Source organism: Brevundimonas fontaquae (assembly GCF_017086445.1).
Classification (GTDB): domain Bacteria; phylum Pseudomonadota; class Alphaproteobacteria; order Caulobacterales; family Caulobacteraceae; genus Brevundimonas; species Brevundimonas fontaquae.
Genome location: NZ_CP070968.1, coordinates 1,242,529 through 1,261,575, shown reverse-complemented (window position 1 = coordinate 1,261,575; position 19,047 = coordinate 1,242,529). Strand labels below are relative to the sequence as shown.

Below are 19,047 nucleotides of genomic sequence, written 5' to 3'. Positions count from 1 at the left end.
TCGTCGGCGTCAGGGTGCGGGAACATGCATCAATGCCCTGACGCCCTATAGCGTTGCAATGAAGGTGTCAGGTCGCCGGTCGGCCGACTTCTTCGACGTCCATCGAGGGGACGCCTTCGACTTTCGGAGCCGCAGGCTTGGGCGTCGTCGATGATGGGTCGACGGCGGAAAGCCGGGCGTTGATCGCCGCCACCTCGTCACGCGTCGGCAGTCGCCGCCCGCCCAGGCTGATCACGCCGACGACGCGTTGGCGCCCGTCGACCTCGACGGTGCGCAGGGGCGCATCCGCGACGACGGCATCGGGATCGGCGCCGCCCGTGGCCGCCCCGGCGGCGATCGTCAGACGAGGCCGCGAGAAGCGCGCCTCGTCGATCGCCGGCTCGCGCCCATTGTAGGTTTTGCGGAAGGCGGCGGTTTCGCCATAGACGCCCTTCCAACGATAGAAGATGTGCGCGCCGATCTGCGTCACCTTGGCCACCGTCGGCGCCCACCAGGGATGCACATAGTCGGCGTGATAGTGGGTGGCGGTCCCGACCTCCTGAGCCACGGCGCCGTTCAGCGCGCGCTCAGCCGCCTTGCGCGCCCGCTCCCAGGCCCAACCGACCGGCGCCTGGCCCAGCGAACCGTCGCAGGTGAAGCTGAACTGACAGCCTGTAACGCGTTCGGCGCCCTCGAACACCACGCCGCAGACGGTGTTGGCGTAGTTGGGATCGCGAACCCGGTTCAGCACGACCTGAGCGACACCGGCCTGGCCGTTTTCGGGTTCCAGCGCCGCCTCGTAATAGACCGCCTGTGTCAGGCAGCGCAGGGCGCGGCGACGATCCTGAGCGCTGCCCTTGAACACGAACGGCAAGGCGGGACGCAGCGCGCCGGACGCCGGGGCCATGGCCGCATTCAGACGTTGGGCCTCCAGCCCGCTCTTGCCCGGTTCCAGTCCCGGCTTGCCGGCCAAGGTCAGGCTTTCCCAGCCCGGCGTCAGCCCATAGAGGACCGGTTGCAGCAGGTTCGGATCGTGCCGCATCGCCAAGGCCAGTTGCGATGGCGTCAGACGCCCCTTGATCGCCGCCAGACCGCCCGCGCCCAAGTCGCCCCCGGTGATGCGCGAGACCGCCTCGGCCGTGCGATCCATATCGGGGCGGACGCTGGACCCCGCCGCCATGGCGACGCCCAGCACCGCGCCGGCCGCGGGCAAGGCCGCCGCCGAACGCCGAAGCGCCTTCCACATCGTCTTCCAGGGCAAGCGGGTCATTCAGGGTCCAACAACCGCGATCGGCGCACCGGCCGTTCGCTGAGATCGCGCGTCTAGTCCGACTTGTAGGCCATTTTCCGGCGTCACGACGACCGCCGTTATCACGCCCTGCTGCGCGTCAGGGGGTGGTCGCCCCAAACGCAAGGTGTAAGACTATGTTCCAGCATCGCAAACGCGTCGCTGATGGGGCGAACCGACAGTATGAGCGCAGGCGGATCGAAACGGCGGATCGCGGGCATGGATCGCTGGCTGGTCGGCCTGGCGCGCCTGCCGACGGCCTCGTTCACTCACCGTCTGCTCGTCGGCGCGGGATTCGCGCTGCTGGGTCTGGCGTTGAGGGCGCTCGCGTCACCCCTCTATGGGGATCTGACAGGCTTCACCATTCTGCTCCCGGCCGTCACCCTTGCGGCGCTGGCGGGCGGCTGGACCGGGGCCCTGGCGGCGCTTGTCATCTGCACGGGCGGCGGCTGGGCGATCGTGGGCGTCACAGCGACCGGCCATGACGGTATTCTAGAGGCCGTCGGCGGCACAGCGACCTGGAACTTCCTGCTGGTCGGCCTGTTCATCGCCGCCATCGGCGCCTCGTTGCGAGGCGCCATCTCGCGACTGAGTGAAAGCGAAACCCGCTTTCGACAGCTGGCGGACACGGCCCCTTCGCCGATCTGGCTGATGGACGCCCAGGGCGAGTTCGAGTTCGTCAATGAAGCGCTGTTCGACCTGCATGGCATGAGCCTGGAGGCGCTCAAACAGGGCGGCTGGCGGTCGGCCGTCCACCCCGACGATCTGGAGCAGGTGAAGACTGCTGAAAACGCGGGCGCGGCCGGACGCCAGCCCTTTGAGATGGAGGCGAGGGTTCGGGATCGCGACGGTGTTTGGCGCTGGATGCGGGCCATCGCGCGACCCCGCTTCGACGGCCAAGGCGCTTTCATGGGCTATGCCGGCATCTCTTTCGACGTGACCGAGACGCACGAGGCTCTGCAAAGCGCCGCACAGGCCGAACGCAGACAAGCCTTCCTGCTGGATCTCAGCGATCGCCTGCGCGACCTGACCGATCCCGACGATATCATGGCCGAGGTCGAGAGCGCGCTGGGCGCGCTGCTGAAGGTTGACCGGGTGGGTTACGGCGAGGTCGACCAGACGGCCGGTGTCGTCTCCATGAGCCGCGACTGGACCGCAGGCGTAATCAGCGCTCAGGGCCAATTCGATCTCAACGCCTTTGGCGAAGGCCTGATCGCGGATCTCAATCAGGGCCGCACGATCCAGATCGACGACGTGAGAGAGGACGCACGCACGACGGCGTCCGCCAAGGCGTTCGAGGACATCCAGACCCGCGCCCTGATCCGCGCGCCGCTGATCCGGGCCGGACGTCTGCGCGCCTTCCTCTACCTCCACTCCGCCGCCCCGAGGCCTTGGACCGAGGCTGAGGTCAGTCTGGTTGAAGAGGTCGCCGCGCGGACCTGGGCCGAGGTCGAACGCGCGCGTGCCGAAAACGAGACCCGTGAAAGCGAGCAGCGGTTCCGCGCCATCGCCGACACCGCACCGGTGCTGATCTGGGTCACCAACCAGGATCGCACGCGCGCCTTCGTCAATCGGGCCTATGTGGACTTTTACGGGTCTGACTATGAGACCGTCCTCAACCTAGATTGGCGCGCTGCGCTCCACCCCGAGGATCAGAACCGCATTCTGACGGAATCGGTCGCTGGAGAAGCGACCTGTGAGCCCTTCTCTATGGAGGCGCGTTACCGCCGCCATGACGGCGAGTGGCGCTGGCTCAAGTCGTTTTCTCGTCCGCGGCTGGCGGGACAGGACATTGTCGGCTTCGTCGGCGTGGCCTTCGACGTCACGGACATGCGCGTCGCGCAAGCCAAGCTGGAAGAATCCGAGAACCGCTTCCGCACCGTCGCCGACAGCGCGCCGGCGTTGATCTGGATGAGCGACGACGCCGCCCAGATGATATTCGCCAACAGGCGCTACCGCACCTTCTTCGGCGTGGAGGCCGACGCGCATCTGCCCGACAGTTGGAGGCGACTGATCCACCCGGACGATGAAGGCGTCTTCGCCGCCGCCTTCATGCGCGCGTTCGAGGCGCGGGACCGGTTCGAGGCCCTGACCAGGATCAATCATCCGACGCTCGGCCCGCGCTGGCTGCGAACCGAAGGCGTGCCGCGCTTCGACGCCTCCGGCGTGTTCCAGGGCTACGTGGGCGCCTGTCTGGACGTCACCGACGCCAAGAAGGCCGAGGACGATCTGAAACGGATCAACGAGCTTCTTGAAGAACGGGTCGATGCGGCCCTGATCGAAAAGGCTCAGGCCGAGGCCCAGCTGGTCCACGCCCAGAGGATGGAGGCGGTGGGTCGGCTGACCGGAGGCGTGGCGCACGACTTCAACAATCTGCTGACCGTCGTGATCGGCGCCCTGGACATCATCCTGCGCAGCGACGATGCGGCCAAGCGCAGGAAGTTGGGCGAGGCGGCGCTGGCGGCGGCGCGTCGGGGCGAGAGCCTGACGCATCAGTTATTGGCCTTCTCGCGTCGTCAGGCTCTGCGGCCCGAGCCAATCGATCTCAATGCCCTGATCCGCGAGAGCGAACCGCTGCTGCGCCGGGCTGTCGGCGAGGCGGTGGACTTCAAGGTCAAGCTGAAGCGCGGCGGTGCGCGGGCCAATGTCGATCCGGCCCAGTTCGAGGCCGCGCTGCTGAACCTGATCGTCAACGCCCGCGACGCCTTGGGCGACGTCACCGGAGCCAAGGGCCCAGACCCCCGCATCACGGTCCAGACGCGGATCTGCGAGGTCGAGGACGGTCAGGTCGCCGAACTGCCCGCCGGCGAATATGTGTGTGTCGCCGTGTCCGACAACGGCGAGGGCATGTCGCCGGACATCAGAGACCGCGTTTTCGAACCCTTCTTCACGACGAAAGGCGTCGGCAAAGGCACGGGCCTGGGGCTGAGCCAGGTCTACGGCTTTGCGCGCCAGTCCGGCGGGGGCGTTCAGATCTTCTCAGAGCGGGGACAGGGCGCCGAAATCTGCATCTACCTGCCGCCGCTTTCCATCGAGGACGCCGCCAATGCCCCGATCCTCATTGTCGCAGGCGACCATGCGCTGATGGAGGGCGGGCGGGTTCTGCTGGTGGAAGACGATGCAGGCGTGGCGGCGATCGCGCTGGAAATCCTCGAAGGGTTCGGCCTGGAGGTCGACTGGGCCGAAACGGGCGACGATGCGCTGAAGTTTCTGAACGCCGACAGGTTCGACGTCATGCTGACGGATGTGGTCATGCCGGGCGGCATGAGCGGGGTGGAGCTGGCGCATGCCGCCGCGCTCGAATGGCCCCATTTGCGGATCGCCCTGACCTCGGGCTACGTCGGCGAGGATGTCGACGCCGTGCTGGCCGACACGACCTGGCCGCTGCTACGCAAACCCTATTCGTCGGATCAGCTGCGCGATCTTCTGGAACGCCTCAGCGCCGCGCCGACGACCAACGCATCGGGGACCTGACGGCCAAAGAAAAACGCGCCGCAGCGATGCGGCGCGTCGATCTGTTTGGAGCCGCAGCTGGATTTAGCGGCGGGCTTTGCGCGCGGCGTAACGCGCGTCGCGCTTGGCCTTCTGCTCTTCCTTGGTCAGTTGCTTGCGCGCCTTGCGGTCGGCGCGCTTCTCGGCGTCGATCTCTTCCTGGGCGGCGAGTTCGGCGGCCAGACGCGCGGCTTCCTTCTCGGCCTTCTCGCGACGCAGCTCGGCCTTGGCCAGCTCGTGCTGCTGACGCAGGGCTTCCTTTTCGGCGGCGCGCTTTTCAGCCAGACGCTCGAACTCGGGATCGGGTGCGGCGGCCTTGGGCTTGAATTTGGCGAGCAGGGCCTTCTTGGCCTCTTGCTGGGCGGTAATGCGGTCGGAGAATCCGGTCTTCAGATCTTTCATGCGAAAGCGTCAGGGTTCCTTGTGAGCGACCAGGGCGGTCGTCGGGGGTCGGGCTGCGTCACGCACGGCCCGAAGCGGGGCGCACAAAGCCGATAAGCGCGCGAAAATCAAGGTTCGCAGCCCGCAAATCGGCCCGATGCGTCATTTGGAGCGTCGCGGCGGCGTGGCCGCAACACTCTGATCAGATAGGCGACGTGGCCCGTATCGCAAGCGCGGCGTTATGAACACACATCACCATAGCTATCTTAATTCGGCTTCTGCGCCTGACCGACAGCAGCGCCGGCAGCGCCGCCGACTGCGGCTCCGACCGGCCCGCCGACGACCGCGCCGGCGATCGCGCCGCTGGCGGCCTTTTGTTCGATGGTCGCGCCACAGGCGGACAGCGTAAGCGCCGTCGCCACGGCGGCGGTCAGAACGATGATCTTCGACATGGTCTTCTCTCCGAAAGGCCACGCTTGAACGCAAACTCGAGGCTGCGGTTCCTGTCTTCGGTTTTAGTTCCCTGCTGGACGGCCGTCATAATTCTAAACAGTTTTGAACCATGCCGTTAGTCTGCTGCGCCGCAGCACAACCACACACGACAAGTCCAACTGTAGTCGGATACAGTATTCAGACGATTGATTGCGCCGTCATCGCCATGTTGCAGCCACACAGGCCTTCGCGACTAAAAAATACCTGTCGAATCTGAGGGCTTAACCATCGGATTGCGAATCGAACACATTGACGCCATAAAAGGCTGGCTAAAGGCCCGTCCTCGACGCCCGGGCCAGTGAGCCGAGCGCCGGAATTTGCAGGCTGGACCGCGACCACAATGGGTCGCCTCGCCGGCAAGACTACCCCCGGGGGCCGCGTTTCTCGCCCTGCTGAACAGGACTACCTCGTTGTCGCATTCCTCGCAGACGCGCGCCATTTTGCGCGCCGATCGTGTGGCCAAGATCAAGCCCATGACGGCTGTCGCAGCCTTTGGCGGTCTGATGGGACTGGCGATCGGATGCGCCTATCTGGGCGGCACGACGGCGCGCGCGACGACGCTGCGCGCCCAGGCCGAACGGATTCAAGGCGCCACCGCCGCCGGTTTCACTGAAGAAGCCCTCGCCGCCGCCGCCGGCGGCCTCGACGCCAGCGCCCTGACCATCGCGCGCCGTCATGATCCCTACACCAGCGCAGGCTCGGCCCAGCGCGATCGCCAGGCCGAACTGCTGGCCGCCCGTCTCGAACAGCTCCGCGCGCCGGGCGATCCCAATCTTCGCCGCGCCAGCCTGACCGCCCCTACCGCCGCGCCCGCCTTCCGCGTCGCCAACGCCCTGGACGCCAGCCGCGATCTCGATTGCCTGACCCAGGCCGTCTATTATGAAGCCCGTGGCGAGGGCGCCGACGGCATGAAGGCCGTGGCCCAGGTTGTCCTGAACCGCGTGCGCCACCCCGCCTTCCCCAAGACCGTCTGCGGCGTCGTCTTCCAGGGTGCGGCGCGCAGCACCGGTTGCCAGTTCTCCTTCACCTGCTCGGGCGCAATGCGCGGCCGCGTCAACCACGCCGCCTGGAACCGCGCCAGGACCGTGGCCTCGAACGCCATGTCGGGGTCGGTCTTTTCGCGCGTCGGCAATGCGACCCACTTCCACACCACCGCCGTGACGCCGGGCTGGCGTTCGTCGCTGGTGCAGGTCAGCCAGGTGGGCAGCCATCTGTTCTATCGCTTCGGCGGCCGCTCAAGCACCGGCGGGACCTTCACCTACGCCGCCCGTCGCGCGGCGCCGGCGGACCAGCCGCGCCTGATCCAGGCCGGGCTCAACCCGGTCGAAACCGCGCGTCAGGCCGGACAGGCGGTCGCCTATTCGATGGTGCTGGCGCAGGAAGGTCGCGCCCTGCCCGCGCCGACGGCCCAGTCGACGACGCCTTCGCCTGCCGCCCCGCGCGCCGCCGCGGCCCAATCGGCTTCGCGCCCTGCACGGGCGAACGAGACCTCGGCCAGGACCGACGTCGCCGAGACGGCCTCCAGCCCCGCTTGATCGGCGGAGGCCTGCAAGCCGTCAGAGCGCGTCCAGGCCGATATCCAGAACGGGCGCCGAATGGGTCAGGGCGCCGACCGAGATGACGTCCACGCCCGTCTCGGCGATGCCGCGCACCGTCGTCAGATCGACCCCACCCGAGGCCTCCAGCACGATCCGCCCGGCGACGCGCGCCACGGCGGCGCGCAGGTCGTCGAGGCTGAAGTTGTCCAGCATGATGACATCGGGCGCCGCGCCCTCGTCGATCACGGCCAATACGGCGTCCAGCTGATCCAACCCATCAACCTCGACCTCGACCTTCATCAGATGCGGGGCGAAGGCCTTGGCCCGCCGCACCGCCTCGACGACGCCGCCGCAGACGGCGACGTGGTTGTCCTTGATCAGGATGGCGTCATCCAGGCCGAAGCGATGGTTGATCCCGCCGCCGCAGGCCACGGCATGCTTCTCCAGCGCGCGCAGCCCCGGCGTGGTCTTGCGCGTATCCGCGATCCGCGCCTTGGTCCCGGCGACGGCCTCGACATAGGTGCGCGTCAAGGTCGCTACGCCGCTTAGCCGTCCGACCAGATTGAGCGCCGTCCGCTCGGCCGAGAGGAAGGCCCGCGCATCGGCCTCGACCACCGCCAGCACTTCGCCGGCCTCGAAGGCGTCGCCGTCTCTCAAACGCAAATCGACCGAGGCCTTGGGATCCATGGCCAGCACGGCCAAGCGCACGCAGTCGATGCCGGCCAGCACGCCGGGTTTCCTGGCCGCAAAGGCCGCCTTCATCCGCGCATCCTCAGGGATGCAGGCCATGGCGGTCACATCGCCCGCCCGACCCAGATCCTCGGCAAGCGCCAGCCGCACGACAGGCTCGATCAGGACTTCTGGAAGTCGTCTCATTCCGCCGCCTCCAACGCCGCCGGGTATGGGATCCGCACGCGCGTGTGCACCGCCGCCATATCCGTCTGCGGATAGTCCGACCGGTAGTGCCCGCCCCGGCTCTCATGCCGGTCCAGCGCCGCCTGGGCGATCAGCCTCGCCGCCAACAGAACGGCCGCCGGCCCGTGCTGGCTCTCGAGCCGGTCGATCAGGGCAGTCAGGGTCTGCAGCCCCGCCGCATCGCGCACCACGCCCGCATGCGCCGTCATGGCGGTCCGCAGTTCGGCCATCGCCGCATCCGGCAGGTCAGGCGAGATATCAGCCGCCAAGGGGCGGCCGCCGACGACTTCCTGGGCCGCCGACCGGCCCGCGCGCCGACCGAAGGCCGCCGCTTCCAGCAAAGAGTTGGACGCCAGCCGGTTGGCGCCGTGCACGCCGGTCGCCGCACATTCTCCGACCGCATAGAGGCCCGCAACCGTCGTGCGTCCGTCCGCATCGGCGGTGATCCCGCCCATGTGATAGTGGCAGGCCGCCATCACCGGGATCGGGCTGACACGCGGGTCTAGCCCGGCGCGCATACAGGCGGCGAAGACGGCGGGAAACGCGTGGGGAAACTCGTCCCCGATCGCTGCCCGCGCATCCAGAAAGGCCCCTCGCCCGTCGGCGCGCGCCGCATGGACCGCTCGCGCAACCACGTCTCGCGGCTTCAGATCGGCGTCGGCCTCGTCACCCAGCAGGAACCGCCCCTGACCATCGATCAGTCGCGCGCCCTCGCCCCGCAAGGCCTCTGTAGCCAGGGGGGCGGGGTCCAGCCCCACGTCGATGGCGGTGGGGTGAAATTGCACGAACTCCGGATCGAGGATTTCCGCGCCGGCTCGCGCGGCCAGGGCCATCCCCTCGCCCTTCAGCGCCGCCGGGGTCGTGGTCGCCACAAACAGACCGCCCGCACCGCCCGTGGCCAGCACCACCGCCGTCGCCGTGATCTCGACCAGGCGGTCGCCGCGCACGACCACCGCCCCGACAACTCGGCCGTCCGCGTCCTGCGACAGGGCCTTCAGCCGCGCGTCGTCCCAGACCTCGATCAACTTCTCGGCTCGCACCGCTGCAACGACGGCAGACAGGATAGCCCGGCCCGCGCCGTCGCCGCCGACCCGGGCCACGCGAGGAACGGAATGGGCTGCCTCCAGGCTGACAACGAAGCCGCCGTCCGCATCCCGGTCGAACGGCGCGCCCAGGGCCGCCAGCCACTCCACCGTCTCGCGCCCGGCGTCGGTCAGGGCGCGCGCCGCGACCGGCTCGACCAGACCCGCGCCCGCTGCCTCCGTATCCCTGGCGTGCAATGCGGCCGTGTCCTGTCCTGTCAGCGCCGCCGCCATCCCGCCCTGCGCCCAGGCCGACGAACAGGCGTTCAGCAAGGGCTCGGGCGTCACGACAAGCACCTTCGCGCCGGCCTTCGCCGCCTCCAGCGCGGCCGACAGCCCCGCCAGGCCCGCCCCGACGATCAGAGGTCCGTCATGCCGCGTTCGGTTCATCGTCCAAAGCCCAGGTAGTTGAGGCCCAACTGCACCGAGCCGGCCGGATCGCCCCCGGTCATCGGCATCAGGGCGCCGACGGCCGCCGCCGCGCACACCGCCAGGGTCAGCAGGTAAAGCGCCAGGCTCTTGCCCGCCTCGGGCCAGCTCAGCGTGCCCCAGGCCGCGCGCCAGACGCCACGCTTCAGATGGCTGAACACCGACAGAGCCAGGAAGGCGGCCAAGATAAAGCGCCCGGTCGTCAGCCCCCACCAGACCACCGCCACGCCGATGACCAGCAGCACGATCTGCTCCAGACGCGGATGAACACGCGTCAGCACCGGGCCAAGAGCCTTGGATCCATCCAGAGGCGGCGCCGGCACAAGGTTCACCAGATTGAGCATGGCGATGAAGAAGGCGCCCATCAGCCACTCTCCCTGCCCCAGAACCATCCGGACCCCGACGAAGGGGATCATCGCCAGCAAGCCGAACGCCGGCCCGGCCAGCGAGACCAGCACGCCGTCCCACTCGCTCTTCGGCTCACGCCGCGCTTTGGCCAGGCCGCCAAGGAAGGGGATGATGTAGATGCGGGCCGGCCCCATGCCGAGCTTGTTCATCACCAGAGCGTGACCCGCCTCATGGACGAACAGCCCGATCAGCACCGCGCCCGCCACGATGGCGCTGCCCGTGATCCACCACAAGAAGCCGCCCATCAGCGCCGTGGAAAGCATCGCCCACACTAGGCTCTGGTCCTTCTCGACCGGCGCTTCGGCTGCGGGCGCCGGCGCGGTTGCACGCGCCGATGTCGCTTCGGGCTTGGCGTCCCAAGGTCCCGGCGTGCGGCCCAGTGTACGGTCAGGCGTCTGATCTGTGGTGTCTGTGTTGCTCATGGCGTCCAGATGGGCGCGGACGACCGTCCCGTCGCCGGGACCGATCGCCGCGTCACGCTCAGATCAGCTCCACATCGACGTGGTGGCGCGCCTTGACCAGGTCGTAGCGCGCGGGAATGGCGGGCGGCGGCAGGTCAATCATTCGCTGCACCGCCAGGCGTCCACGCTCGATCATGTCGGCCGGCACCGTGACCTCGAACTGCATGTTCAGCAGGCAGTCATGGATGTTCTGAAGCGTGATCCGCTTCATGTGCGGGCACAGGTTGCACGGGCCGATGAACTGCACGCCCGGCACGTCGCCAGCGACGTTCGAGGCCATCGAACATTCGGTGATCATCACCACCTGTTTGGGCCGGCGCGCCTCGACATAGTCGGTCATCGCCGCCGTCGAGCCGGCGAAGTCCGCCGCCGCCAGCACGTCCTCAGGGCATTCGGGGTGGGCCAGGATCTCGGCCCCCGGATAGGCGGCGCGCATCTCGGCGATATCGGCGACTGTGAACCGCTCATGCACCTCGCAGCGGCCTTTCCAAGCGATGATGCCGACCGTCGTCTGGGCCGCGACATTGCGCGCCAGGAACTCGTCCGGGATCAGGATGACCCGATCCACGCCCCATTCCCTGGCTGCCCATTCCACCACCTGAACGGCGTTGGCGCTGGTGCAGCAGATGTCGGTCTCGGCCTTCACGTCGGCGGTGGTGTTCACATAGGTCACGACCGGCAGCCCCGGATAGCGCTGCTTGATCAGCCGCACATCCGCGCCGGTGATCGACGAGGCCAGCGAGCATCCAGCGCGCAGGTCAGGGATCAGCACGGTCTTTTCCGGGCTCAGGATCTTGGACGTCTCGGCCATGAAGTGAACGCCCGCCTGGACGATCACCTTGGCGTCCAACCGTGCAGCTTCCTTGGCCAGGCCCAGGCTGTCGCCGACATAGTCGCCGACGCCGTGGAAGATCTCGGGCGTCATATAGTTGTGGGCCAGGATCACCGCGTCGCGCTCGCGCTTCAGCCGGTTGATCTCGCTGATCAGGCGCGCCTGCGCAGGCCATTCCAGCGGCGTGACGTGGTCCTTGACCTTGGCCCACACCCCGGCGGTTTCCCGCTCCAGCTCTTTCGTCAGACCAAAGGCGCCGTCAGCCATGATCATCTCCATACCCTTATGCTCACATTTAGCATAAGCAGGCGCAATGTAGGCCGATGCGGGCGCTGTGCAAGAGGAAATGCATACCTCTCCGTGCAAGTCACAGACGATCGCGATTTGCAACAACCGTTCCCAAGCGGGCGGATATCGCCTAGATGGCAGCCCACTTCTTTGCCCCTAAGCGCCTATTCACGACATTTCCATGCAGGACACCATCCGCCGCATCCTGACCGCCCGCGTCTATGACGTGGCGGAGGAGACGCCTCTCGACCCGCTGCGCCGCCTCTCGGTGCGGCTCGACCGGCCCGTTCTGCTGAAGCGCGAGGACTTGCAGCCGGTGTTTTCGTTCAAGATCCGCGGCGCCTATAACAAGATCGCCGGCCTATCGGAGGACGAACTGTCCAGGGGCGTCATCTGCGCCTCGGCCGGCAATCACGCGCAAGGGGTGGCCCTGGCGGCCGCACGCCGCAACATTCCCGCCACCATCGTCATGCCGACCACCACACCCGGCATCAAGGTCGCGGCCGTCCGCGCCCTGGACGGCGAGGTCGTCCTGCACGGCGACAGCTTCGACGAGGCCTATGCCCACGCCCGTGAGCTGGAGGGCCGGACCGGCGCGGCGTTCATCCATCCCTTCGACGACCCCGACGTCATCGCGGGCCAGGGCACGGTGGGCCTCGAGATCGCCCGCCAGCACGCCGATCCGATCGAAGCCATCTTCGTGCCCATCGGCGGTGGAGGCCTGGCCGCTGGCGTCGCCGCCATCGTCAAATTCCTGCGCCCCGAGACCCGGATCATCGGCGTCGAGCCTGTGGATGCTCCGACGATGAAGTCCGCCATCGACGCGGGTCAGGTCGTGACCCTGAACGAGGTCGGCCTGTTCGCCGACGGCGTCGCCGTCCGTCGAGCCGGGACCGAGACCTTCCGCCTGTGCAAGGATCTGCTGGACGAGATCGTGCTGGTGGACACCGACGCCATCTGCGCTGCGATCAAGGACATCTTCGACGACAGCCGCGCCATCGCCGAGCCCTCGGGCGCCGTGGCCTTGGCGGGGCTGAAGGCCTGGGCCGCCGCCCACCCCGGAAGCGGCAGTCTGATCGCTGTGAACTCGGGCGCCAATCTGAACTTCGACCGGCTGCGTCACGTCGCCGAACGGGCCGAGATCGGCGAGGGCGCCGAGGCCCTGCTGGCCGTGGCGATGAAGGACGACCGCGACGACTACCGTCGATTCCTGGACAGTCTGGACGGCCGTTCGGTCACCGAATTCAACTATCGCTGGTCCTGCGACGGGCAGGCGCAAATCTTCGTCGGCGTCGCCCTGCGAAACGGTCCGCACGAGCGCGACGACCTGATCGCGGCCCTGCGTTCGGGCGGTTACGCCGTCGAGGACATGAGCGACAATGAGACCGCCAAGCTGCATGTCCGCTACATGGTCGGCGGCCGCACCGTTGGCCTGCCCCACGAACGCATCCTGCGCTTCCAGTTCCCCGAGCGCCCCGGCGCCTTCCTGCGGTTCCTGAACAGCCTCCAGCCCGCCTGGGCCATGACGCTGTTCCATTATCGCAACCACGGCGACGACGTCGGCCGGGTGCTGGCGGGCATCAGCGTGCCGCCCCAGGAACAAGCCCAACTGACCGCCGCTCTGGCCGATCTTGGCTACCCCTACGTCGACGAGACCGCCAACCCGGCGTGCCGGCTGTTTCTGGACGGCGCGTGACTACGTAGCGCCGCCTTAACCGGGTGTTTGGGTAACGGGGCGCATAAGCGCAGGCCTACGGAGCCCGTCATGTCTGCGTTCAATCGCCTGTCCATCGCCCTGAAGCTCGCCGTCGTAGCGGGCCTCGCCATCGGCGCCTTGATGATCGTCGCCGCCGTCGGCGTAACGGCCTATTCCGGCGCCATCGTCCGCGACATGGCCGGCCGATACGCCCAAAGCGCTGCGCAAGAGGCTTCGCAAGAGATCCGCAACGAGATCGTCTCGGCCGGCACGGGCGCCAAGACCTTGGCTGCCACCTTGGGCGCGGCGCGACAGAAGGGCCTGACGGATCGCGCCGCCTATCTGGCCCTGGTCAAGCCGAACGCGGAGGCCACCGATCAGGTCATGGGCGCCTGGTTCATGGCCGCCCCGGACGCCGTGGGGGCCGACGCCGCCCACCGCGGGGATGCGGCGACCAGCTCCAACGTCAACGGTCGTCTCTCGATCTATTGGGTGCGCCGTGACGGTCAGATCGCGATGGAGCCCGAGGCTGACGGATCGGACTTCGAACAGGCCTATTACACCGAGCCGATGGCCAGCGGCGCGCCGGTCGTGGTCGAGCCCTATGAAGAAAGCATAGGCGGCGGCAAGGTGGCGATGACTTCGGTCGCCTATCCGGTGCGCGCCAACGGCCGCATCATCGGCGTCGCGGGCCTGGATATCCCCGTCAAGACGATCGAGGCCCCCGCGCGCCAGCTGGCCTTGATGCTTCTGGTCGGCGGCGTCCTGATCATCGCCGCCATCATCGCCGCCCTTCTGGTCACCAGCGACCGTCTGATCCGACGCCCGCTGGCGCGTCTGACGGCCGATGTGCGGACCATGAGCGAAGGACGCTATGACATTCCCGTCGCCGGTGCGGACAAGGCCGATGAACTGGGCCAGATTGCGCGGGCGCTTGAAGGTTTCCGGCTCGAGCTTGCCGACGGTCTGACGCGTCGCGATCAGCAGCAACGCGAGCGTGCGGCCGCCGAAACCGATCGTCGCCGGCACGCCGAGGAGACCGAGCTTTTCGCCGCCTCGCAAACCCGCGCCGTCGAGACTTTGGGCGAAGGTCTGTCGCGTCTCGCCGCCGGCGAACTGGCCTGGCGGATGCCGGAGGCGGGCTTCACCGCAGACACGCGTCGCATCCCGGAAGATTACAACGCCGCCTTGCACCAGCTGCACACGACGATGACCGGCATCTGGACCACGGCCCAGTCGATGCGCGGCGGATGCCAGGACATCGCCGCCGCCGCCGACAGCCTGTCGCGCCGGACCGAACAGCAGGCCGCCGGTCTGGAGCAGACCGCCGCCGCACTGGACGAGCTGACGCAGACGGTGCGCAGCAGCGCCGAAAACGCCGAGCGCGCCCGCGACATCACAGAGGCGGCGAAGGCAGCGGCCGACAAGGGCGAAGCTGTCGTCCACGACGCAATCGGCGCCATGTCGGAGATCGAGCAGTCCTCGACCCAGATCAATCAGATCGTCGGCGTGATCGACGAGATCGCCTTCCAAACCAGCCTTCTGGCCCTGAACGCTGGCGTCGAGGCCGCGCGAGCCGGGGAAGCCGGACGCGGTTTCGCCGTCGTCGCCTCCGAGGTGCGGGGCCTAGCCGAACGGTCAGCCAGCGCCGCAAAAGAGATCAAGGCGCTGATCGCCCTGTCGCAAAGCAATGTGCAGCGCGGATCCGATCAGGTGTCGCTGACGCGCGATAGCCTCAGCGCCATCGCTGTCCAGGTGGCGGAGGCCAACGCCCTGGTTCGCACCATCGCCGCCGCGACGCGCGAACAGTCTGTCGGCATCGGCGAAATCAATGTGGCGATCAATCAGATGGATCAGTTCACCCAACAGAACGCCGCCATGGTCGAGGAATCCACCGCCGCCAGCCACGCCCTGACGAACGAGGCCGGCGAACTGGAGGGGCTGATCAGCCGCTTTGACTTGGGTCAGACGGCGCAGTCGAGACGCGCCGCCTGATCAAGGGACGTGCGCCGCGCAGCGCCCGTCTGTCTTCACGCCTTGTCGATCGCCGCAGCGATCTGATCGCTGGAATGGCCGGTCAGGTCCTTGGCGATCTCGCCGACCAGCTTGCCTTGAAGGTCCTTGTGCCAATGCTTGCGCAGTTCGCCGAGCGTCTTGGGCGCTGCGATCACGAGCAGTTCGTCGATCTTGTTGGTGACCGACCATTTGTTGAGCACCTCGGCGACGCCCATGGCGAAACCGTCCTCGGCCTGGGTGTCATTGTCGGGGTTCGCCTCATTGGATCGCCGGCCGGCCGAACCCGAAACCCGATCCGCGATAGCCGGAGTTTCCAGCGGCGTCAGCTTGATGTCCGAGGCGTTCGTATTCTTGAACAGGGCCAGCTTCTCGCCATCGACCACCGCCACCAGCGCGCCATTGGAAAGTTTCATCGTCGATACTCCAGTCTGTAGGGATCGAGACAACGAACCGGGACGCAGGCCGTTGCCTCACGCCCCCGATCCCATAGTGTCGCGCGACAAAGCCGCCCGGAGATGAACCATGCCTGACGTCCTGCCGCTGGACCGCCGCCGCCTGATGGCCCTGGGCGCATCGGGCGCCGCGGCTGTGATCCTGCCGGGGTGCGCGACCATGACGACTGCATCGCCGCGCCAGTCGGTATGGACCTTTGATCGCCTGACCGACATCGGGGGGATCGAGACCCGTGTCGAAGGCGCACCGAGCCTGATCGACAGTCCCTTCGGCCGAGCGGTTCAGTTCGACGGCGTGGACGACGCCCTGTTCATCGATCAGCATCCGCTGGCCGGGGCCGAGACTTTTACGTTCGAGGCCCTGTTCCGACCCGACGGCGGCGCCTTCGAACAGCGCTGGTTTCATCTCGCCGAAGAGGCGCCGGCCGGTCAGCCACCGTCGCAGACGCGCTTCCTGTTCGAGATACGCGTGGTTCAGGATCGTTGGTACCTAGACGCCTTCACGCGCGGCCCCGGATACAACCACACCCTGATCTTCCCCGAGCGGCTCCATCCGTGCGGACAGTGGTTCCACGTCGCCCAGACCTTCGACGGCGTCCTGTACAGGGCCTATGTCGACGGCGTTCTGCAGGGAGAGCACCCGCTGCTGTTCACGCCGCAAGGGCCAGGCCGCGCCTCGGTCGGTTGCCGCATCAACCGCGTGAACTACTTCAAAGGCGCGGTGCGTCAGGCCCGCTTCACCCACGCCGCCCTGCCGCCCGAACGGTTCACGCGGGGCTAACGACAGGCGCCGAGCGCCAAGCCTCGCCAAATCCCCCAGGTTGCGCCTATGGTCATACGACCGATGGGGAGCGAACAATCATGCTGAGAATTTTGGCTGCAGCACTGGCGCTGTCGACGGCTGCCTTAACGACGGCCCCCGCGCCGGCTTTTGCGGCAACCGTCGCCGATACGCCGCAGATGTCGCGTCAGGAAGCCCGAGATCATGACCTTTTCGTTCAGGCCAACACCGACTTTCAACGACGGGGCTATCCCGCTCTCGCCCGGCGTCTTCCCGCGCTTCGTCAGGCGCTGGATCGAATGCCTGCGGATTATGGACAGTTAGTCGAGCAAGCAGGCCAGCACGTTGTAAGAGTCTCCGATCCCGGCGACGTGCTGCTGATGATGGTCGGCCTGTCGGCAGCCGCCGGGAAGAATGGAAGCGGCGCCAAGGGCGCGACGGCGCTGCCCAACGTCTATGGCGACATCGCCCTGATGCTCGCCTCGGAAGCCGTCGAGGCGCGTCGGTACGAAGAGGGCATCAGCTATCTGGATCGCGTGCTGAAGGTACAGCCGAAAAACTGGTTGTTGCTTGTCGAAAAGGCCGCCGCCCTGCAGGGGCTGGGACGTTGGAACGACGCCTTGGTTCTGGCTGACGCCGCATTGGCGGACGACGATATGCTGATGCTTTTGCATCGCGGCCCGTTCCATCGCCGGCGCGGTTTTAGCCTGATCGAACTGGGTCGATTGGACGAGGCGAAGGCCGCTTATGAGGCCGCGCTCAAAATCGATCCCGATGACGCAAACGCCAAACGCGAACTGGAATATATCGCTGAGCTGAAGGGCGGCGCATCGCCAACTGCGCCCCAGGTGATCTCTCCTCTTTCACCGTCGCCTGCCCCACCAACTCGCTAAAAGAGCCGGCCGCCCGCTTCATGCGCAAGGAGCCAGCGTTTGCGCTCCAGCCCGCCGGCATAGCCGGTCAGCGTCCCGTTCGCTCCGATCACGCGGTGGCATGGCACGATGACGCCGACCGGATTGGCGCCGTTGGCCAGGCCCACGGCGCGGACGGCCTTTGGCGCGCCGATCGCCGCAGCGAGCTGACCATAGGTGCGGGTCTCGCCGGTCGGGATGTCGCGCAAGGCCTTCCACACGGCGCGTTGGAAATCCGTGCCGCCGGTGCGGACCGTGATCGCGTCAAAGGCGGTCAGGTCGCCGCCGAACCAGGCCTCGACCGCCCGGCGCACGGGCTCCGGCGCGCGGCCTTCGGTCAGCACGACCTCACCGTAGTGTCGGCGCAGCAGCAGGCGCAGACGGGTTTCGTAGTCGTGGAAGTCCAATGCCCGCACCGCGCCGTCGGCGTCGGTGACGACCAACACCTCGCCGACGGGCGACGGGATGCGATCCAGGGTCAGGTGCATGTCAGGCTGCTTGGTCATCTCGCCGCTCCTCGTTTAAGGCCCAGTAGAGTGCGCCATAGGCCCGCCACGGCCGCCACCGCTCGGCGCGCGCCAGCAGAGCGGCGTCCGTCGTCGTCAGCCGGTCGCTGGGCGCATCCTCGCCCGTGTCGATCCAGTCGCCCGCGAGCCTCAACCCCGGCCTGGCTGTGATTGCGGCGTGCAGAACGGGGTCGTTCGACAGGTCGCGCGTGATCGCCTCGGGATCGGCGGCGAGGTCGAACACCCGTCGGACCCGCGCCAGCACGCCCGGCAAGGCTTTCAGATTGTCGATCCGCGCCTCGACCGCCGCCTTGCCCGGCTGGGCGGGGCGCACCGTCACCACACCCTCCGTGCCATCCAAGTCGGGGCGCAGCCGCCGGGTCCAGACGCCATCGACAACCGCCTCGCCAGCGACGCCGCGCGTCGCCAAGGTCGTCATCATGGCGTCCCAATCATAGGGCGGGCGGTAGGACAGGCCGATCTTGATCACTCCGCCCGCTTCGGCCTCGACCTTGCGACGCCGCAGGTCGGACGGTGCGCGCCCATACAGGGCCTGAAACGTCTCGTTGAAGCGTCGCACGCTGCCGAAACCCGACGCCATCGCCACCTCGGCCATCGACAGGTCGGTCTCGTGGATCAACTGTTTGGCCAGAAGGACGCGCCGTGTCTGGGCCACGCTGACCGGGGCGGCGCCCAGATGCTGGCGGAACAGGCGGCGCAGCTGCCGTTCGCCCATGCCCAGCTGTGTCGCCAGCGCGTCCGCGTCGCCGACATCCAATGCCCCCGCCTCGATCAGGGCCAGGGCCCGGCTGACGGTGTTGGACGTGCCGCGCCAGGCGCCCATTTCCGGCGCCGTCTCTGGCCTGCACCGCAGACAGGCCCGCAAGCCCGCAGCCTCGGCCGCTGCGGCGCTGGGGTGAAAGACCACATTCTCGCGCTTCGGCGTCCGCGCCGGGCAGACAGGCCGACAATAGATGCCGGTCGAGGTCACGCCGGTGAAGAAACGCCCGTCGAAACGGGCGTCCCGCGCCACGACGGCGCGCCAACACGCCTCCTGATCCAACAACTGATCCATGCCCCAAGAATGCGCCGCCCGCCCG

16 protein-coding genes are annotated in these 19,047 nt (G+C 67.6%); 6 read left to right on the top strand and 10 right to left on the bottom strand.

From position 1 onward, the window contains the following. Positions 1–67: 67 nt before the first annotated feature. Positions 68–1,249 carry a cell wall hydrolase gene (locus JX001_RS06110; RefSeq protein ID WP_205682740.1) on the bottom strand — a complete coding sequence of 394 codons (1,182 nt, stop codon included), beginning with the start codon at positions 1,247–1,249 and terminating at the stop codon, positions 68–70. Between the two features lie 237 nt (positions 1,250–1,486). On the opposite strand from JX001_RS06110, the gene JX001_RS06105 reads away from it, so the two are divergent. Beyond that, positions 1,487–4,741 (top strand): PAS domain S-box protein, encoded by a 3,255-nt coding sequence (locus JX001_RS06105; RefSeq protein WP_241004782.1) that lies wholly within the window; start codon positions 1,487–1,489, stop codon positions 4,739–4,741. A gap of 63 nt (positions 4,742–4,804) precedes the next feature. On the opposite strand, the gene JX001_RS06100 is transcribed toward JX001_RS06105, so the two are convergent. Further along, positions 4,805–5,161, bottom strand: a complete 357-nt coding sequence (locus JX001_RS06100) for a DUF6481 family protein (protein ID WP_205682739.1) — start codon at positions 5,159–5,161, stop codon at positions 4,805–4,807. A gap of 245 nt (positions 5,162–5,406) precedes the next feature. Beyond that, positions 5,407–5,592 (bottom strand): hypothetical protein, encoded by a 186-nt coding sequence (locus JX001_RS06095; protein WP_017504724.1) that lies wholly within the window; start codon positions 5,590–5,592, stop codon positions 5,407–5,409. Positions 5,593–6,105: 513 nt separating this feature from the next. On the opposite strand from JX001_RS06095, the gene JX001_RS06090 reads away from it, so the two are divergent. Next, on the top strand, positions 6,106–7,167 hold the full coding sequence (locus JX001_RS06090; RefSeq protein ID WP_205682738.1) for a cell wall hydrolase: 1,062 nt from the start codon (positions 6,106–6,108) through the stop codon (positions 7,165–7,167). A gap of 21 nt (positions 7,168–7,188) precedes the next feature. On the opposite strand, the gene nadC is transcribed toward JX001_RS06090, so the two are convergent. The 4 genes from nadC to nadA are packed head-to-tail and all read right to left on the bottom strand — an operon-like array spanning position 7,189 to position 11,576. Then, positions 7,189–8,046, bottom strand: coding sequence for a carboxylating nicotinate-nucleotide diphosphorylase (gene nadC, locus JX001_RS06085; RefSeq protein WP_205682737.1), 858 nt, complete (start codon positions 8,044–8,046; stop codon positions 7,189–7,191). Next, on the bottom strand, positions 8,043–9,557 hold the full coding sequence (locus JX001_RS06080; protein WP_205682736.1) for an L-aspartate oxidase: 1,515 nt from the start codon (positions 9,555–9,557) through the stop codon (positions 8,043–8,045). The genes nadC and JX001_RS06080 overlap by 4 nt, the downstream gene beginning before the upstream one ends. Continuing rightward, complete coding sequence (locus JX001_RS06075) at positions 9,554–10,426, bottom strand: metalloprotease (RefSeq protein WP_205682735.1); 873 nt, start codon at positions 10,424–10,426, stop codon at positions 9,554–9,556. The genes JX001_RS06080 and JX001_RS06075 overlap by 4 nt, the downstream gene beginning before the upstream one ends. A gap of 58 nt (positions 10,427–10,484) precedes the next feature. Beyond that, entirely contained in the window at positions 10,485–11,576 is a 1,092-nt protein-coding gene (gene nadA / locus JX001_RS06070; protein WP_241004781.1) for a quinolinate synthase NadA, read from the bottom strand. Positions 11,577–11,766: 190 nt separating this feature from the next. On the opposite strand from nadA, the gene ilvA reads away from it, so the two are divergent. Both ilvA and JX001_RS06060 read left to right on the top strand, forming a co-directional pair. Next, positions 11,767–13,281 (top strand): threonine ammonia-lyase, biosynthetic, encoded by a 1,515-nt coding sequence (ilvA, locus tag JX001_RS06065; protein ID WP_205682733.1) that lies wholly within the window; start codon positions 11,767–11,769, stop codon positions 13,279–13,281. Between the two features lie 69 nt (positions 13,282–13,350). Then, entirely contained in the window at positions 13,351–15,276 is a 1,926-nt protein-coding gene (locus tag JX001_RS06060; protein ID WP_205682732.1) for a methyl-accepting chemotaxis protein, read from the top strand. Between the two features lie 35 nt (positions 15,277–15,311). Here the strand turns inward: JX001_RS06060 and JX001_RS06055 are convergent, their stop codons facing one another. Then, on the bottom strand, positions 15,312–15,710 hold the full coding sequence (locus tag JX001_RS06055; protein ID WP_112863624.1) for a host attachment family protein: 399 nt from the start codon (positions 15,708–15,710) through the stop codon (positions 15,312–15,314). Between the two features lie 109 nt (positions 15,711–15,819). Between JX001_RS06055 and JX001_RS06050 the strand changes: the two genes are divergently transcribed. Further along, the gene (locus JX001_RS06050) at positions 15,820–16,530 is read left to right on the top strand and encodes a LamG domain-containing protein (RefSeq protein ID WP_241004780.1); all 711 of its coding nucleotides are present in this window, start codon (positions 15,820–15,822) and stop codon (positions 16,528–16,530) included. Positions 16,531–16,610: 80 nt separating this feature from the next. Further along, positions 16,611–17,423, top strand: a complete 813-nt coding sequence (locus tag JX001_RS06045; protein WP_205682731.1) for a tetratricopeptide repeat protein — start codon at positions 16,611–16,613, stop codon at positions 17,421–17,423. Here the strand turns inward: JX001_RS06045 and JX001_RS06040 are convergent. Both JX001_RS06040 and JX001_RS06035 read right to left on the bottom strand, forming a co-directional pair. Next, the gene (locus JX001_RS06040) at positions 17,420–17,947 is read right to left on the bottom strand and encodes a methylated-DNA--[protein]-cysteine S-methyltransferase (RefSeq protein ID WP_241004779.1); all 528 of its coding nucleotides are present in this window, start codon (positions 17,945–17,947) and stop codon (positions 17,420–17,422) included. The genes JX001_RS06045 and JX001_RS06040 overlap by 4 nt on opposite strands. Further along, positions 17,931–19,022: a bifunctional transcriptional activator/DNA repair enzyme AdaA gene (locus JX001_RS06035; protein ID WP_205682730.1), complete on the bottom strand. Its 1,092-nt coding sequence runs from the start codon at positions 19,020–19,022 to the stop codon at positions 17,931–17,933. Before JX001_RS06035 ends, JX001_RS06040 begins: the two co-directional genes overlap by 17 nt. Positions 19,023–19,047 lie beyond the last annotated feature (25 nt).

Bases quoted from the DNA above. Each gene is read 5' to 3' on its own strand.
- JX001_RS06055 (WP_112863624.1), bottom strand. From the start codon at position 15,710: ATGAAACTTTCCAATGGCGCGCTGGTGGCGGTGGTCGATGGCGAGAAG.
- JX001_RS06040 (WP_241004779.1), bottom strand. From the start codon at position 17,947: ATGACCAAGCAGCCTGACATGCACCTGACCCTGGATCGCATCCCGTCG.
- JX001_RS06075 (WP_205682735.1), bottom strand. From the start codon at position 10,426: ATGAGCAACACAGACACCACAGATCAGACGCCTGACCGTACACTGGGC.
- JX001_RS06095 (WP_017504724.1), bottom strand. From the start codon at position 5,592: ATGTCGAAGATCATCGTTCTGACCGCCGCCGTGGCGACGGCGCTTACG.
- JX001_RS06105 (WP_241004782.1), top strand. From the start codon at position 1,487: ATGGATCGCTGGCTGGTCGGCCTGGCGCGCCTGCCGACGGCCTCGTTC.
- JX001_RS06110 (WP_205682740.1), bottom strand. From the start codon at position 1,249: ATGACCCGCTTGCCCTGGAAGACGATGTGGAAGGCGCTTCGGCGTTCG.
- JX001_RS06045 (WP_205682731.1), top strand. From the start codon at position 16,611: ATGCTGAGAATTTTGGCTGCAGCACTGGCGCTGTCGACGGCTGCCTTA.
- JX001_RS06060 (WP_205682732.1), top strand. From the start codon at position 13,351: ATGTCTGCGTTCAATCGCCTGTCCATCGCCCTGAAGCTCGCCGTCGTA.
- ilvA (WP_205682733.1), top strand. From the start codon at position 11,767: ATGCAGGACACCATCCGCCGCATCCTGACCGCCCGCGTCTATGACGTG.
- JX001_RS06100 (WP_205682739.1), bottom strand. From the start codon at position 5,161: ATGAAAGATCTGAAGACCGGATTCTCCGACCGCATTACCGCCCAGCAA.
- nadC (WP_205682737.1), bottom strand. From the start codon at position 8,046: ATGAGACGACTTCCAGAAGTCCTGATCGAGCCTGTCGTGCGGCTGGCG.
- JX001_RS06080 (WP_205682736.1), bottom strand. From the start codon at position 9,557: ATGAACCGAACGCGGCATGACGGACCTCTGATCGTCGGGGCGGGCCTG.
- JX001_RS06050 (WP_241004780.1), top strand. From the start codon at position 15,820: ATGCCTGACGTCCTGCCGCTGGACCGCCGCCGCCTGATGGCCCTGGGC.
- nadA (WP_241004781.1), bottom strand. From the start codon at position 11,576: ATGGAGATGATCATGGCTGACGGCGCCTTTGGTCTGACGAAAGAGCTG.
- JX001_RS06090 (WP_205682738.1), top strand. From the start codon at position 6,106: ATGACGGCTGTCGCAGCCTTTGGCGGTCTGATGGGACTGGCGATCGGA.
- JX001_RS06035 (WP_205682730.1), bottom strand. From the start codon at position 19,022: ATGGATCAGTTGTTGGATCAGGAGGCGTGTTGGCGCGCCGTCGTGGCG.